The organism is Nautilia sp. PV-1 (assembly GCF_004006315.1).
Taxonomy (GTDB): Bacteria; Campylobacterota; Campylobacteria; order Campylobacterales; family Nautiliaceae; genus Nautilia; species Nautilia profundicola_A.
Genome location: NZ_CP026530.1, coordinates 444,682 through 461,294, shown reverse-complemented (window position 1 = coordinate 461,294; position 16,613 = coordinate 444,682). Strand labels below are relative to the sequence as shown.

17 protein-coding genes are annotated in these 16,613 nt (G+C 34.3%); 12 read left to right on the top strand and 5 right to left on the bottom strand.

The window, feature by feature from the left end:
* Window positions 1-66 precede the first annotated feature (66 nt).
* Together C3L23_RS02575 and C3L23_RS02570 are read left to right on the top strand one after the other, a co-directional pair.
* Window positions 67-1,029, top strand: a complete 963-nt coding sequence (locus C3L23_RS02575) for an SLAC1 anion channel family protein (RefSeq protein WP_127679599.1) — start codon at window positions 67-69, stop codon at window positions 1,027-1,029.
* A 1-nt stretch (window position 1,030) separates the two neighbouring features.
* Window positions 1,031-1,537, top strand: a complete 507-nt coding sequence (locus C3L23_RS02570; RefSeq protein WP_127679598.1) for a DUF302 domain-containing protein — start codon at window positions 1,031-1,033, stop codon at window positions 1,535-1,537.
* A gap of 15 nt (window positions 1,538-1,552) precedes the next feature.
* Here the strand turns inward: C3L23_RS02570 and C3L23_RS02565 are convergent, their stop codons facing one another.
* From C3L23_RS02565 to C3L23_RS02550, 4 genes are read right to left on the bottom strand one after another with little or no spacing between them, the layout of a single operon-like run.
* The gene (locus C3L23_RS02565; protein ID WP_127679597.1) at window positions 1,553-1,807 is read right to left on the bottom strand and encodes a hypothetical protein; all 255 of its coding nucleotides are present in this window, start codon (window positions 1,805-1,807) and stop codon (window positions 1,553-1,555) included.
* Between the two features lies 1 nt (window position 1,808).
* A complete protein-coding gene (gene fliS / locus C3L23_RS02560) occupies window positions 1,809-2,183 on the bottom strand; it encodes a flagellar export chaperone FliS (protein WP_127679596.1) in 375 nt (124 codons plus the stop codon).
* 10 nt (window positions 2,184-2,193) lie between these two features.
* A complete protein-coding gene (fliD, locus tag C3L23_RS02555) occupies window positions 2,194-3,903 on the bottom strand; it encodes a flagellar filament capping protein FliD (protein WP_127679595.1) in 1,710 nt (569 codons plus the stop codon).
* Window positions 3,904-3,906: 3 nt separating this feature from the next.
* Window positions 3,907-4,287, bottom strand: coding sequence for a flagellar protein FlaG (locus C3L23_RS02550; RefSeq protein WP_127679594.1), 381 nt, complete (start codon window positions 4,285-4,287; stop codon window positions 3,907-3,909).
* A gap of 97 nt (window positions 4,288-4,384) precedes the next feature.
* On the opposite strand from C3L23_RS02550, the gene C3L23_RS02545 reads away from it, so the two are divergent.
* From C3L23_RS02545 to C3L23_RS02530, 4 genes are read left to right on the top strand one after another with little or no spacing between them, the layout of a single operon-like run.
* Complete coding sequence (locus C3L23_RS02545) at window positions 4,385-4,675, top strand: hypothetical protein (RefSeq protein ID WP_127679593.1); 291 nt, start codon at window positions 4,385-4,387, stop codon at window positions 4,673-4,675.
* Window positions 4,662-5,240, top strand: a complete 579-nt coding sequence (gene rsmD, locus C3L23_RS02540; protein ID WP_127679592.1) for a 16S rRNA (guanine(966)-N(2))-methyltransferase RsmD — start codon at window positions 4,662-4,664, stop codon at window positions 5,238-5,240. The genes C3L23_RS02545 and rsmD overlap by 14 nt, the downstream gene beginning before the upstream one ends.
* A 9-nt stretch (window positions 5,241-5,249) precedes the next feature.
* Window positions 5,250-6,098 carry a hypothetical protein gene (locus C3L23_RS02535; RefSeq protein WP_127679591.1) on the top strand — a complete coding sequence of 283 codons (849 nt, stop codon included), beginning with the start codon at window positions 5,250-5,252 and terminating at the stop codon, window positions 6,096-6,098.
* Complete coding sequence (locus C3L23_RS02530; protein ID WP_127679590.1) at window positions 6,099-7,205, top strand: PilZ domain-containing protein; 1,107 nt, start codon at window positions 6,099-6,101, stop codon at window positions 7,203-7,205.
* Here the strand turns inward: C3L23_RS02530 and tgt are convergent.
* A complete protein-coding gene (gene tgt, locus C3L23_RS02525; protein WP_127679589.1) occupies window positions 7,169-8,305 on the bottom strand; it encodes a tRNA guanosine(34) transglycosylase Tgt in 1,137 nt (378 codons plus the stop codon). The genes C3L23_RS02530 and tgt overlap by 37 nt on opposite strands.
* Window positions 8,306-8,384: 79 nt before the next feature.
* Between tgt and C3L23_RS02520 the strand changes: the two genes are divergently transcribed.
* The 6 genes from C3L23_RS02520 to metE all read left to right on the top strand — a co-directional run bounded on the left by C3L23_RS02520 (window position 8,385) and on the right by metE (window position 16,391).
* Entirely contained in the window at window positions 8,385-9,776 is a 1,392-nt protein-coding gene (locus tag C3L23_RS02520; RefSeq protein ID WP_127679588.1) for a COG3400 family protein, read from the top strand.
* Between the two features lie 8 nt (window positions 9,777-9,784).
* A complete protein-coding gene (gene aroB / locus C3L23_RS02515) occupies window positions 9,785-10,810 on the top strand; it encodes a 3-dehydroquinate synthase (protein ID WP_127679587.1) in 1,026 nt (341 codons plus the stop codon).
* The gene (locus C3L23_RS02510; RefSeq protein ID WP_127679586.1) at window positions 10,807-12,300 is read left to right on the top strand and encodes a mechanosensitive ion channel family protein; all 1,494 of its coding nucleotides are present in this window, start codon (window positions 10,807-10,809) and stop codon (window positions 12,298-12,300) included. Before aroB ends, C3L23_RS02510 begins: the two co-directional genes overlap by 4 nt.
* Window positions 12,266-12,910: a uracil-DNA glycosylase gene (locus C3L23_RS02505; protein WP_127679585.1), complete on the top strand. Its 645-nt coding sequence runs from the start codon at window positions 12,266-12,268 to the stop codon at window positions 12,908-12,910. The genes C3L23_RS02510 and C3L23_RS02505 overlap by 35 nt, the downstream gene beginning before the upstream one ends.
* Window positions 12,910-14,025: a hypothetical protein gene (locus C3L23_RS02500; RefSeq protein WP_127679584.1), complete on the top strand. Its 1,116-nt coding sequence runs from the start codon at window positions 12,910-12,912 to the stop codon at window positions 14,023-14,025. Before C3L23_RS02505 ends, C3L23_RS02500 begins: the two co-directional genes overlap by 1 nt.
* A 107-nt stretch (window positions 14,026-14,132) precedes the next feature.
* Window positions 14,133-16,391, top strand: a complete 2,259-nt coding sequence (gene metE / locus C3L23_RS02495; RefSeq protein ID WP_127679583.1) for a 5-methyltetrahydropteroyltriglutamate--homocysteine S-methyltransferase — start codon at window positions 14,133-14,135, stop codon at window positions 16,389-16,391.
* Window positions 16,392-16,613 lie beyond the last annotated feature (222 nt).

The following is a 16,613-nucleotide window of genomic DNA, read 5'->3' as shown; positions in this document are numbered from 1 at the left end:
TCTTATATTAATAATAAATTAATATTATAGGAATATACTTGCGCGAAATTCAATCGGAGGTTTAAAATGCAAAGAAGCCTAAAATATTTTCCTGTACAGCTGTTTGCGGTAATTATGGGTCTTTCCGGACTTACAATTGCATTTGCAAAAGCCTGGCATTTTCTAAAAATAGACGCTTTTCATCCAATATACGAAGCTCTGCTTGTAATTGACACAATACTGTTTTTTGTAGTATTTTTCACTTACATCATTAAATGGATCAAATATCCGGAAGCGGTTGCAAAAGAGTTCAACCATCCTATTAAAAGCTCTTTTGCCGCGGCAATATCCATAAGCTTTCTGCTTATTTCCATAGCATATTACGACTATGCTCCTACCGTATCCATAGTATTTTGGTATATCGGTGCGCCTTTACATCTCTTTTTTACTTATAAAGTAATGAAATTCTGGATAGAACACAAATTCGAAGTGGGACAAATCAACCCTGCATGGTTCATACCGATCGTAGGTAACGTGCTGATACCTGTTGTAGGAGTTGACGCCCAGCCGGAAATGGTAAACATTTTCTTTTACGCGATAGGAATATTTTTCTGGCTTGTGCTCTTTACCATAGTAATTTACAGAATGATTTTCCACCATCCTATAGGACAGAGACTTGTTCCTACGTTTTTTATACTTATTGCGCCTCCGGCGGTAGGTTTTATAAGTTATTTTAGAATAACTTTCGGTCTGGTAGATACTGACAGCCTGTTTTTATATTTTATTGCGCTGTTTATTTTCGTACTACTGCTTACAATGATTAAAAGTTTTATCAAACTTAAATTTTTCATTTCATGGTGGGCATACACATTCCCTATGGCAGCTATTACAATAGCCACAATATTAATGAATTCGGCTTACAATAACAATCTTACATATTACGGAGGGCTGCTGCTTCTTATAATAACAGCCCTACTCGTAGCGCATGTAACATACAAAACATATATTGCAATAATAAATCAAAAAATCTGTATACCTGAGGAGGAATAAAATGAATAAAAGAAGTTTTATTGGAGGATTAATAATAGGAGCTGTAGCCGCGTTGTTCATAGTTCCGCTGTTAATTAAATTTTCGGCTCAAACTATGCTTTTCAAGCAGGTTGTAAGCCCGTATTCTTTTGAAAAAACGGTCAACCTTATTACCCAAAGAATATCAAAACAGCCCGGATGGCATGTTGTTACCGTTATTAACCAGGAAGAAGAAATTAAAAAATACGGCGGTCCGGATGTCGGTAAAGTAGCCATTATCAAATTCTGTAACGCTAAATACGCAGGCAAAATGCTGAGCGACGACGATACTAAGTTTATGGCGGTAAAAATGCCTCTCAGCATAGCCGTATATGAAAACAGTAAAGGCGTAGTAAAAATATCTCTTATGAACGGTTATCTTCTTACAAGACTGTTAAGCGGAACAAAAGAAGCGAAAATTATGGAACATGTAGTAAGAGACATTCAGAGTATTTTAGGATTCGTCCACTTCAGATATTCTATTTTTTAAAAGGCTTTAAGCCTTTTAAGCTTTAAAATCAAACGTTTCGTTTTCTTTTTGCTGATTGTTAAATTTTTTTAAATTCTGTATTTTCTGCATTTCCAAAGACAGCCTGTCTTTTTCTTTTTGTAAAAGTTTAACGGCTTCTTTTATATATGCCTGTATTTCCATTGCTTCTTCTATACTCTCAAATTCAGGATCGTTTTGTATAATCTTTTCTAAAAGTTTTAAGTCCTGATTAATTACGGCTACTTTCAGTTCATTTAAATAACTTTTCATTTCAACTGATACCCGTCTCTTCTTTCCAAGCTTCAATCAGCCCTTTTAAAACCCTTATAACGTCGTCTAAATATTTAGTGTCGTTTTCCAGATTGGCTTTTGCCAAAAGTTCTAGCTGATATCCGTATAATCCGTTTAAATAATAAGCAATATCTCCGCCTTTTTCAAAATCAAGAGAGTTGATAAGCTCGATAAAAATATTTGAAGTTTTAATAATATATTTTACTTTATCTTCAATATTTCCTTCATCTATGGCTTTTTTTGCAAAATTAGCAAATCTTAAAGCTCCTTCATAAAGCATAAGTATTAATTTTTCAGGTCTGTCTATATTTACGTTCATTTGATTATAACTATTAAGAGCTTTATTATATGTCATTTACCATCCTTTATTTTTTAGCCGCTATTGCCTGTTCTATTGTCTGCTGTAAAGTTTGACTCTGAACATTTAGTTTATTAATCATTTCATCATATGCAGCAAACTGTTTGGCCATAATATTATATTTAGTTTCAAGATATTTATTCATAGCATCAATTCTGTCATGATATCTATCTTCTTCCCCTTTAATTTCCTGATCAAGAAGGTTAAGATTCGATTTATCTCCAGTGATATTAGTATCAAAATCGGTTTTTAATCTCGTAAACATATCTCCAAAAAGTCTGTTTGTAAGATCAGGGTCTTTATTATATGCTTCTTTAAATTTATCTGCATCAAAACTTATCATTCCGGTTTTATCCATACTGAACCCTACATCCGCAGCCGTAAAAACTGATGTAGTGGTATACTGATTTCCGTTTAAATCTGTGGCAGTCGTTTGATTAGACATTACAACACCGAAAATATCGTTGCTAAATCTGTTTTCAAGCATTGTAAAATCACTGTCACCTTGGAAAAGACCCACATTTCCGGTATCTTTATCATACGCTGTAAGACTCTGAAGATTTGAAATCATCTGATTGTAATCAGCAACAAATTTTTGAATAGCCTTAGTCATATCGTCTACGTTTGATGTAATATCAACGGTAGAATCTCCTTCGCTTTCAAGATTAATCGTAACACCCGTAATCAAATCATCCACTGTGTTTGAAGATCTTTCAACCTGTACACCGTTATACGTAAACACAGAATCCTGCGCGGTTTGCAGTCTGTTTGAATTTGTAAAATCAGTATTGTCGTTAAAGTTTGTAGTAAGTCCCGTATCGGTAATACTGATATCGCCTATTGCCTGAAGACCGAAATTTATAGCACCCGTATCTGAGTTATATGATGCGTTTACTTTTAAAGAATTTCCTTCACTATCTTTTAAATCTCCGCTGTTTAGAGCATTTATAAAATCGCTTACGGTTGTCCCGTCAGCTACGTTCATTGAATAAGTTGTTCCGTTTACATCAATATTGAACGTCTGATCGCTTCCGCTGTTGTTAACCAAATCGGTATCCGAAGAATATGTAGCAGAAGTATAATTAGTGGCGTTTAATCCCAAATCGTCAATTCCGGAATAATTAAACTCAATATAATTATCTTTACCGGTTTCATTAGCTTTTAAAACAAGTTTATAAGGATCGTCTCCTATACCTGTATCGATAATAGAAGCGGTAACTCCAGCATTTGCATTATTAATAGCATCTTTGAGGTCTTGAAGCGTTGCACCGGCAGGTATTGATATTGTTGTCTGTGTACCTCCTGTACCGATAGTAATATCCTGTGAAGTTCCTGAGCCGTTTATTAGAGAATCAGTTGACGCATAACCTTTAGACTGATATACGTCGTTTTGCGCAAGCTGAGAAACATTAATATCAAAACTCTGAGGCTCAACCCCGTCATTAGCGGTTACGCTTACGCTGCTTCCGTTTACAGTAGTATTTACCTTTGCAAACAGGGTGCCGTCCGCTAAATCCAAAATATCCGTTTTAACGGTAGACCCTATTGTAATAAACTGTGATAAAGCGCTCTCTTTTTTCTTTAACAAATCAAGTTTATCTTCAAGAGGTTTTACCATCATATCCTCATCGGCTTTTTTTAATTTATCAATAACGTCGTAACTTAATACGCCGTTACTTCCGGCTCCTAATGAACTTAAAATACCTAAATCTGCCATCGCTTATCCTTTCTTATCAAATAGCAATCCTACTACTTCCCTCATTTTTTCCATTAATTCCAACGCTTCTTTTGGAGGATATTCTCTTATAACTTTATCATTTTTAGTATCCACAACTTTTACAGTCAGTTCGTCAATTTTATCGTTAAAATGAAACTTAAGCGTCGTATTAAGAGGGTTTAACGCCTTATTCAGCTCCTCTGTAAGCTTTTGCAATTCTTTTTTTAATTTGTTTTTATCCTGCGATTCTATAATATCATGCTGTTCGTTAGATAATTTATTTACCTTTTCAACCTGCACGTGTTTCGTACTGTTCTGATTTGTAATATTATCTAAATTCTGCGTTTTTTGTGCTACGTTTTTTATATTGCTAAAAACGTCCATAACAAACCCCTTTTTTAATCTGTAACAATATCGTCAAAAATATAAAATAATTTAATTTTTTGATAGAATTTCTTAAAACTATTCCCGAAGGTTTCAAATGCAGTATAAAATAAAATGCAATTCTCCGCTTTTACAACATACACTTGAATATTTTTTAAAAGACAGTTTAAGCGAAAAAGGTATAATTATTACCGACAATCCGGATATTGACGGAATACTAATCGGAAAAGACATTAAAAAGCCTTTTACCAAAACAACACTTTACATGCAGTTGGAAAAACAGATACCTGTAAAAACAGAAAGCCTGGAAGAAAAAATAAACAAAGCGTTTGAAAAATTCAGGGAAGAGCTTTTAGAAATATTAAAGGAGTACGATGGAAAAAAGTAACATAAAAATTATCGGCGGCAAATACAGAGGCAAAAAACTTTATATGGGAAACAAAGAAGTCACAAGAAGCACCAAAAACATACTTAAAGAAAGCGTTTTTAACACCCTGCAGTGGGAAGTGCCGGATTCCACATGGGTTGAAATGTTCAGCGGTGTCGGAAGCATAGGCCTGGAAGCCGTAAGCAGAGGTGCAAAAAAAGCATATTTCCTGGAAAAAGATCCGGAAGCTGCAAAAGTTTTGAAAAAAAACATCGATTCAATGGATCCTGAAAAATGTGAAATTATTTTGGGAGACAGTTTTGAAACTGTATGGGATGTAATTGAAAAACTAAAAAGAGACAGGGATAAAGCGTTTTTCTATTTCGACCCTCCTTTTGCAATAAGAGAAGGCTATGAAGATATTTACGAAAAAGTTAAACAGCTGATAAAACAGCTTCCAAAAATCAATGTTGAAAAAATCTTAATAGAACATCAAAGCGATTATGATTTCCCTGAAGAACTGGGATTATATAAAAAAATCAAAACAAGAAAATTCGGAAAAAGTTCCGTAACTTATTATGAGTAAAGGAAAATTATGAATAAATTATTATGGATACCGTTAGCGGGGATTGTGTTTTTTACTGGATGTGCAACTACTGCACAGCAGCAAAACGTAAAACCGATAAGCTTTAAAAGCATAAGTCTTCTTGACAAATACGGCGTAAATGAAAATGCTTTAATGAAAGCGGGCAAAAACGCATATATTTTTATTATTCCGGATCCTAACGGTACGGCAATATATAAAATTGACAAAAATTACAATCTGATATGGAAAAAAGTCACTCCGATACTTTTAGATGCCGTTAAATCGGAAGTAAAAGACGGCAAACTCTACATACTCGGATATGACCAGAACAAAAACAGAGTCGCATTTTTAGAATACGATTTAAACGGAAAACTTGATAAAATAACTTATTACGGGAAAAAATACGATCTTGCAAGAGACTTTATAATGATAAACGGCAAAACATATGTAGCCGTTACACAATACTCGCCAAACAGCAGTTCAGACATTGTAATTTATTCCCAAAACAATAAAGACATAACACTTTCAACACCGAATATGGATGACGTAACATTTATAAAACCTTATAAAAAAGGCATTTTAATCATAGGCACAACACAAAACACTTCTCAAGACGTGATTATTGCTTATAAAACACTTGACAATAAAACAGTATGGGCCGAATCAATAGACCTGGGAATGGATGAAAAACCGGAAAGCATAGAAATAAAAAACAATGAAATAATCTTAAAAATCCTTTCTACCGACCATATGGGTGCAGAAAAAGAAGTCACATTCATTATTGACGAAAACGGAAAAGTAAAAAGTGTAAAAAAAGGTATAGAATTTAAACAGCTGCCTGTTAAGTATAGGACGTAAATGAACCTGAAACAGGAATTTTACGCCCATAATTTTTCTTCTTTCGTTTTAGAAAACAGACCTTTTTTTAAAAGTTACAGGGAAAAATTCGCCGGCATACTTAGTGAATATTTAAACAGACTTACCAACAGCAGATTTACAACGGAAGAAATAGAGCACTTTTACGACATGCTGTTTATTTCTCCGTTTTTCAGTAAAAATACCGTTAATCCCTCTAAAGACATGGCTTTAATATACAAATTAAACGACTACGATATAGATTCTTCTTTTATTTTAAATAAAATGTTTCTTATTTTAAGCAACAGTTATATTAAGTATTTAATAAAAAAGAAAAATTCAGTCTCAGAACTTAAAAAAATGACTATGCTGCTGGATTTTTACATAAAATACATCGAACTTCACAAAAACATTGAAGAGGACATAACTACAAAAATTCCAAAAGAAATAAAAGAAATTTACATCAACAAAAAACCTCTAAACCTGTTTACTATTTACAAAGGTATCCCTATAGCTCATAAAACACATATTCTTTCTCTTGACGAAGAAGAAGGCATTATTAAAGTAACGGCAAACAATTACCAAATCGTAGCGGCAAAATTTCATAAAGAAATATTTCTTCTTGAAAACGATAAAGAATACAGTTTCAGAGCCAATATCAAACATTTTGTCGTACATAAAAAACAGATGTATCTGAACAATATAGAAAAAGTACACAGAAACGCACCTAAAAGAAGCTTCATAAGAGTTCAGCCAAAAGAAAAAATAGAAGTTGTTCTGAAATACGGCGATAAAAAGCTCAAAACAGAACTGTATGATATTTCTTTAAGAGGCTTATGCGTTTTAGGACCTATGTCTATACTGAAGGTATCTGATATTGTCACTTTGGAATTTATACTCCATATGGACAAGCCTTATCTCATCGCAACGGAAGGAGAAATCAAATCAATTACCAAACTTGATTCAAAAACATACAGATATCACATACATTTCGAACTTCCGACTCATTATGAATATATTCTCTCAAAATATATTACAAAAAGGGAAAAAGAGATTGTAAAAGAGCTTAACGCCTATATTTCAAAAGAATTTATCGCTCTTAACGAATAAAACTCTTTTTTGTATTCTTTAAACCTTCCCTCAAGAATAGCCTCCCTGATTTCTCTTACGAGATTCAAATAATAATGTAGATTGTGAATACTTGCAAGCCTGAAATACGTAAGCTCTTTTGCCTTAAACAGATGATTAAGGTATGCCCTGCTGAAATTTCTGCACGTATAACAGTTACATTTCGGATCAATAGGTGAATCGTCAAGTTTGTATTTTGCGTTTTTAATTCTTAACGTTCCGAATGTTGTAAACAAATAACCGTTTCTGGCGTTACGTGTAGGCATTACGCAGTCAAACATATCCACCCCTCTCTCAACCGCTTCTATGATATCCTCCGGCGTTCCGACACCCATGAGGTATCTTGGTTTGTCCTGCGGCATATATGGAGTCGTGGCTTCAATCGTATCGTACATCAACTGATTTTCTTCCCCTACACTGAGCCCTCCTATGGCAAATCCGTCAAAAGTATGTCCTTCATACTCTAAAGAGACAAGACTCTCGGCGCTTATACGCCTGAATTCAAAATCCGTACCTCCCTGTATAATTGCAAAAAGATTGTTTTTTTTGCCTTTTTTTACATGATGCACAAGACTTCTGTAGGCCCACTGAGTTGTTCTTTCGATTGATTTTTTAATTCTCTCTTTAGTATTCGGAAGAGCTATCAAATCATCCAAGACCATCATAATGTCGCTGCCGAGGTTGTATTCTATATCTATAACCTTTTCAGGTGAAAAAAAATGTCTGCTTCCGTCTATATGGCTTTTAAACCATATTCCCTCATCCGTAAATTTTACGTTATCTCCTAGACTGAACGCCTGAAACCCCCCGCTGTCTGTTAAAAAACTTCTTTTATAACCGCTGAATCCGTGAAGCCCTCCGAGTTTTGCGACGGTTTCATCCCCCGGACGGAGATAAAGATGATATGTGTTTCCGAGTATTATCGGCGCATCAAGTATTTCCGTCATATCTACGGCATCAAGGCTTTTTACGGCTGCCGCGGTTCCCACAGGCATAAAAATCGGTGTTTTTATTTCACTGTGGGCTGTTTTTATCGTACAGGCCCTTGCGTTGCCGTCTGTTTTATCTATTTTAAATTCCATATTATGCACTCTCCATTCTTAATTCTCAATTCAATCGACGTATGATATAATTTTATGAAATTTTATCAAAAGGAACTGCTTGAATAAAATATTAGTATTTGCAGGCTGTCAGGAAGCGACTCTGCTTATTAAAAAAATTTCGGATAATTATTTAAATCTGGGCGAATTTCACATAATATACGAAGAAGACGAAATCAAAAACGGATTTAACGAAAAAGAAAACCTCTTTTTTTATAAGATAAATTTTTATGCATACGAACTTTATAAAAATCTGCTTCATAAAGAAAACCTCAATAAAATAGTTATACTCGTTAAAAATAAAAAAGAAGCCGAATTTATACTGAAAAACTCCCTTGATAAAAAAGTTCCTATTTTATTCGTAAAATTCTGGCTGGATTTTGAAATACCTCAGCAAAACAATATAGAAATTATCGACATACCTGAACTTCTGACAAATAAAGTTATCGATTTCCTTCCCGGCGTTCCACTTTTTGCCAGGGATATAGGGCTGGGAATAGGAGAAATACTGGAAGTTGAAGTGCCTCCCCACTCTCCATTTGTATACCTGCATCCAAGCAAACTAGAAAACAAAGAGGCAAAAATCGCCGCCATTTACAGAAACAACGAACTGAGACTAATAAACGAAAACACTATGATACTGCCAAACGACAAGCTGCTGCTTGTAGGAGAACCTGAAGCCCTTAAAGACCTTTTTAATAAAATCAAAAAAAACATAGGCGCTTTTCCGCAGCCTTACGGACAAAATATATACCTGCTGCTTGATATGAAAAACATGGAACAAAAAGAGATATCGGCTCTTTTAAAATCAGCTCTGTTTTTACACAGAAAACTTAAAAACAAAAAACTTATTATAAAAATAATCAATCCTTCCATCAATAATCAGATTTATAAACTCTACAAATTCAACAATATAGAAATTCTTTCCGATTATTACGAAACATCATACAAAGAATGCCTTAAAAAAGACGCAGATACGTATAATATCGGTCTTATCATAACAAACAACGAATTTTTCTTTAAATATTCAACATTTTTCTACGACATTAAACTTCCTATTTTCAAAAAAGGCGAAGAATCAATAAAAAAATGCAAAGGAATTAAAGTACTGCTGCAGGAAAACGAAATTAAATCTATTGCATCGGTAATATTCGATCTTTCGTTTCAGCTTGAAAAACCGTTAACGTTTATAGACGGCGACCCGGAAAATACACACACCGAACTAATAGAATATCTTACGAATTTTGCAAAACTGTTTAATTTCAAAGACGTACACATTGAAAAAACAAAAGACAACCCGATATTTGAACTGAACAATATAGATAATCAGTGTATTATTTCGCCGTTCACTACAAAACCGGTGCCTAAACTGTGGCAGGTTTTAAATCCTAAAATGGAATATTCATACCTGTTTTTAAATAAATTCAATCAATTTTTAATACCAGTAAAATAAGGACAGCAATGAAAGTAAACATCAAAACACCAAATAAATCATACGACATACTGATACAGCAGCTTCCGGAAATAACTTTGGATAAAAAAGTAGCCGTAATAACAAATCCTACGGTAGCCGGTTATCATTTAAACTATCTTTTAAACAGGTTAAAGGCAAAAGAGCTTAAAATCATCACTATCCCGGACGGTGAAGAATATAAAACAATGGAATATATTACATATGCTCTTGACAGGATGTTCGACGCAAAATATGACAGAAACAGTATTGTTATAGCGTTCGGAGGCGGAGTTATAGGAGATATGAGCGGTTTTGCAGCTTCGATATTTTTAAGAGGAATAGATTTTATTCAAATCCCTACCACCCTGCTTTCAATGGTTGACAGTTCTGTAGGCGGAAAAACCGGAATCAACAACAAATACGGCAAAAACCTCATAGGTGCGTTTTACCAGCCTGAAGTCGTATACATCGACACGCATTTCCTATCAACACTGCCGAAAAGAGAATTTGCGGCAGGTATGGCAGAAGTTATTAAAATGGCGGTAATGTTTGATAAAGACTTTTTCGAAAATCTTGAAAAAGAGACTCTTAAGATAGAAGAAATAATAAAAAGGTCGGTAGAAATCAAAGCATGGGTCGTTAACCAGGACGAAAAAGAAAAAGGCATAAGAAGCGTCCTTAATTACGGACACACATTCGGACATGTTATAGAAAATCTGACAAACTACAAAACATACCTGCACGGTGAAGCAGTGGCTATAGGTATGGTAATGGCAAACGAGCTTTCGGTAAAATTAGGCCTGTTAAGCGAAGAAGAGGCGTTAAGAATTAAAAAACTGCTTGAAAAACATTCGCTTCCGACTTCATATCAGATAAAAGACATTAACGAATTTTACGAGCATTTTTTTGCAGACAAAAAAACGCTTGACAATAAAATAAAATTCATAATTCCCGAAAAAATCGGAAAATACAAAATAGTAGAAAACATAGACAGACAGATTATATTAGAAGTACTGGAAAAGTTCGCTAAATGAGAATAATAGTTTTTTTATTATTCTTTTTATCCCTGTTTGCAAATACAAACGATACCAACATTACGGCTATGAAAACCAAAAAGCAGAATATTTACGAACTGTTAAAAAAAGACGAATTTTTTATTAACTATCAGTCTTATTTAAATTACAAAAAACTTCAAAACAAAATATATACGCTTGAAAAACTTGCAAGAAAAAACCCCACTAAATATAAAAATAAACTTGACCAGCTAAAAACAGAGCTTGAACTGCTGAGTAAAAACAGAAATATATTTACAACGCTTATAAAAATAAAAGAGTTGCCGAAACCTCCCGTCGTAAACAACCCTTTTCAGATATTTAACGCATTAAACTATGAAAAAGAAGTAGACAACGTAATAAACGAAAACTTTAAAACATATGAGTATTTCAAACAGACTTTAAATATGCTGCTGCAGCTTGATAAACTAAATAAAAAACTGAACATAAAAGACAGCGAGCTTAAACAGACGATTCAGGATTTTATAGTAATAAACAACATATATAAAACTAAACTTAAAACCCTCGAAGCCGAATCCAAAATATACAAACAGAAAGTAAAAAAAGAGATCAATAAAGAAATCAATAAGCTCATATCCCTTGTAATTTCAATAGCAATCAGTATATTTATTTTCATGCTTATAAAATTAGCCGTGAGAAAATACGTAAAAGAGGAGTCTTTTTATTTAACTAATAAAATATTAAACTTCATAAACGCTACAGTCATCCTTATTATAATTTCATTTTTCTATATCAATAACGCAACTTATCTGATTACCATTGTGGGATTTGCTTCAGCAGGTATTGCCATCGCTATGAAAGACTGGTTTATGAATATCTTTGGCTGGTTTGTGATTATGACCAGCGGAAACTTTAAAGTCGGAGACAGAATAAAAATATATCTTCAAAACGGCCAGGTAAGAATAGTGGGAGATGTTATAGACATTACCATGACCAGAATCGTAATTTACGAAGACGTAACTCTTACAACTTACCTGTATAACAGAAGAGCCGGAAGAATCGTTTTTATTCCTAACAATATAATATTTACAAACCCGGTTTTTAACTACACCCATCACGGAATGTCAACGGTATGGGACGGTATAGATATTACCATTACGTTTGATTCAAACCATAAAAAAGCCGTATATCTTGCAAAAGAAATAGTAAGCAAATATTCAAAAGGTTATACCGACATAACCAAAAGAAGACTTCAAAAGCTAAAATCGGAATACCATATTAAAAACGCAAACGTTGAGCCCAGAATTTATACATTTATAGAAGACAACGGTATCAGAATCAGCTGCTGGTATCTTAACAATTATACGCCTCTTAATCTTAGAAGCAACATTTCTGCGGAAATAATCGAAGCTTTCAATAACGAAGAAGATATAACGATAGCATACCCTACATACACAATAGTAAAAAGAGGAGAACATGAAGAACCTGATAAAACTGAAACACCTGTATGATCTAAAAGCCGCCGGAGAGGAATATTTTGAAGGTTTTCATTCAAAAGAAACGGAAGTCCAAATGCCTAAACAGCTTGACGAGCTTAAAAAAATATGTCTTAATTGCACACTGTGTGATTTAAGCAAAACCCGCACGAACGTTGTATTCGGCGAAGGCAACCCAAATGCCGATTTAATGTTTATCGGTGAAGGTCCTGGAGCCGAAGAAGACAAAACCGGAAGACCATTTGTCGGAAGAGCCGGCAAGCTGCTTACCAAAATAATTTTAAATGTGCTAGAATTAACGAGAGAAGACGTTTATATAGCAAATATAGTAAAATGCCGGCCGCCGAACAACAGAGTGCCGAGTATAGAAGAAGCCCAAACGTGCAAACCGTATCTTTTAAAACAAATTGATATAATAAATCCTAAAATTTTGGTTTGTCTGGGAAAAACCGCTTTTATGTATTTAATGAACAGCGATATGCCTATAAGCAAAGTAAGAGGCCAGATATTCGAATTTAAGGAGAAAAAAGTGATACCTACATTTCATCCGAGTTTCCTTTTAAGAAACCCGTCAGCTAAAAAAGAGGCTTATAAAGACTTCCTGCTAATAAAGAGTATGTTATGATGAAAAAACTGTTAATAATAGTATGTGCGGTATTTTTAAACGCACAGCAGTTAAATTTCGAACTTCCAAACGATATAAACACAACTTCGGCTGAAACAAACAAAACCGCCGTAATTGCCGAGAGTAATAAAACAAATGTATCAGACACGAATATAACTGCAGAAACAAACACAAGCGCGGAAATAAACGAAACCAACAATACCGCTATTGTAGACGTAGAAGATTTCAACGACACTTATGTCTCTTTTAATTCAAAAGCCTCTTTTACAGTGGTTATTAACAAACAGAGATTTTTTAAATTTATTCCTTCTTTAATGAACGCCCTGAATGCATATTACGCCCAAAAAGGGATAGATTACAATATTACCCTTTATAATATAGACACAAATCTTTCAAAAATAAAAAGCAAAGACATTATTTATTTTACAACAGACGTAAACCAGCTGTCCAAATTAAAAGACTATAACAAAACGTTTTACCTGCCGTTAATCAATAAAAACGAAACCAACATAACGGCTAAAAATATCTATTTCGGCTCAATCGATTTCAAAGACCAGATACAAAAACTTACTTCGTTTATTGACGATAAAACGGATGTAATAGCTGACCATACTCTTTTATCAGACAAACTGCTAAATTACGAAAAAAATCTGACGTATATTCATACCGTATATCAATTTCCGAATATTTATTATCAGGATCTTAACAACTCTTTTGTAATATTCAATACAAGCGCAGGAAAAACGGCCCAGGTTCTTTCAACCATTACGCAAAAAGAAATCCAGACCAAACTTACTCTGACACCGCAGCTGGGATATAACCCTTTAATGATTGTACTGACCCAGCCGGCGGATATTCAAAAACTGCTTATTGCCAATTCCATAATTCATCCTCCTTTGATTATCAATGAAGATGCTTCTTTGCTTAATTCAGATATAAGATACAACTGGATGAATTACGCGGCCTGTATTTTTGCCAACAAAATATACAACAAACAAAATTCAGAAGACCAGTTTTATATGAACGACTTTAACATATATATATTTAACAATCAGATAAACTATAAAACAAAACTTTACAGAATAATAGACGGAGCTTTTAAACAGGTTGAATAATTTATGTTGTGAAAAACATAAAAAAACAATTATCCTCTTCACAACTTCTCCTCTTCACAACTTAACCACTTTTTTTATGATATAATTCCGCTTAAAAAAGGACACTAATGGCAACTTACGTTATAGGGTTCCCAAGAATCGGTGAGCAAAGAGAACTTAAAAAGGCACTAGAGGCATATTGGGCTGGCAAAATTTCTGCACAGGAACTTCAAAAAACTGCAAGCGAACTTAGAAAAAGACACTGGACTTATCAAAAAAACGCGGGTATCGATCTGATAAGTATTAACGATTTCAGTTTTTATGACAATATGATTGATGCAATGACAATGCTAAACGCTATTCCTGAAAGATACAACGATGTTAAAAACTGTATGGACAAAAACTTTGCGGTAGCAAGAGGCGATGCAAATCACAAAGCAATGGAAATGACTAAATGGTTCAATACAAACTACCATTACATCGTTCCTGAACTTGACGTTAATATGGATTTCAAAGCAAGTATCGAAAAAATCAAAATCGAATACAATGAAGCAAAAGAATTAGGTATTAACGTAAAAGTCAACTTCGTAGGACCAATTACATTCGTAAAACTTTCTAAAATCGTTAACGGCAGCGAAGATGAAATAATTGAAAAACTGCTTCCTGTTTACGAAGATTTAATCGCTCAAATCAAATCACTTGACGAAAACATCACTATCCAGTTTGACGAGCCTTATTTCGTAACCAACCCTAGCGAAAAAGACCTTCAGACACTTAAAAAAGTTTACGACAAATTAGGAAGCCTTGCCAATATTTTCGTAGCTACTTATTTCGAACATTCAAACGAAGCAAACGAAGTGCTTGCGACTACTCCTATTAAAGGTATGTTTTTAGATTTCGTTGCAGGAAATGAAAACAGCATCAAAGCACTTGCTGATGCAGGTAAAATCGTAGGTATAGGTATCGTTAACGGAAGAAACGTATGGGTTAACGACATCGAAAAATCTGTTGAATTCCTAAAAGGCATCGCTGAAACATACGACGCTGACAAAATTATGGTAGGAAGCAGCTGTAGTTTACTTCACGTACCTTACACTCTTAAATACGAAACAAAAATGGATGAAGATATTAAATCTTGGATTTCATACGCACTTGAAAAACTTGACGAAATCAGAGTAATAGACAAACTTTTCAGAAATGAAGAGCTTAGCGAATACGAAAAAGAAGTTCTTGAAGGCAACAAAATCGCAATCGCTACAAGAAAAACAAGCGACAAAATCCACGATCCTGTAGTTAAAGATAGAGTTTCTAACCTTACTGACAAAGACAAACACAGAAGCGTTCCGTTTGAAGAAAGAATCAAACTTCAGCATGAAAACCTAAAATACCCTATCCTTCCGACAACAACAATCGGAAGCTTCCCACAGACACCTGAACTAAGAAAACTAAGAAGAGACTATAAAAACGGTGTAATTAGCGAAGAAGAATACAAAACTCAAATCAAAGCAATGATTAAAGACCTTGTTGAATATCAAGAAGCAATCGACATCGACGTACTTGTTCACGGTGAGTTTGAAAGAAACGACATGGTTGAATACTTCGGTGAGCAGCTTAAAGGTGTTGCATTCTCACAAAACGGATGGGTTCAGTCATATGGTAGTAGATGTGTTAAACCACCTCTAATTTTCGGAGACGTTTCTAGACCAAAAGATATGACAGTTGAATGGACTGTATACGCTCAAAGCCTTACAGACAGACCGATGAAAGGTATGCTGACAGGTCCTGTTACAATGCTTAACTGGTCATTTGTTAGAGACGATCAGCCAAAAAGAACAACTGCATATCAAATGGCTATAGCAATCAGAGACGAAGTTGAAGCTCTTGAAGCCGCAGGAATAAAAGTTATCCAGGTTGACGAAGCTGCACTTAGAGAAGGTTATCCTCTTAGAGCTGAAAAAAGAGCTGAATATGAAGACTGGGCTATTACAAGCTTTAGAATTACAACTTCAAGCGTAAAACCTGAAACTCAGATCCACACTCACATGTGTTATTCTGAATTCAGCGACATTATGGACGCTATTGAAGATATGGACGCGGACGTTATCTCAATCGAAAACGCAAGAAGCGATAACAGCCTTCTTAAAATCTTTAAAGAAAGAGGATATAAAGGTGAAATCGGACCTGGTGTTTACGATATCCACAGCCCAAGAATCCCAAGTACTGAAGAGATGGTAGAACAGATCGAAGCTATTCTTGAAGTGTTACCTGCCCAAAAAGTATGGGTTAACCCTGACTGCGGTCTTAAAACAAGAAAATGGGAAGAAGTTAAACCAAGCTTAGAAAACATGGTAAAAGCTGCAAAAGAAGTAAGAGCTAAACTCAAATAATGAAAAAGCTCCTGCTTTTTTTACCCCTTTTTGCTTTTTCTTTTTATTATCCTCTGAATTTCAAATTCCAATTTATACATAACTGCATGCAGACATCCTCCCTGCCTAATAAATATCAATACTGCGAATGTGTTTATAATAAAATAACAAACCGTTTTACTTATCAGTTTTTTTCATACAACACTGCATCTCCGGAAGTATTGAATTTTATAAGAAAAGCCT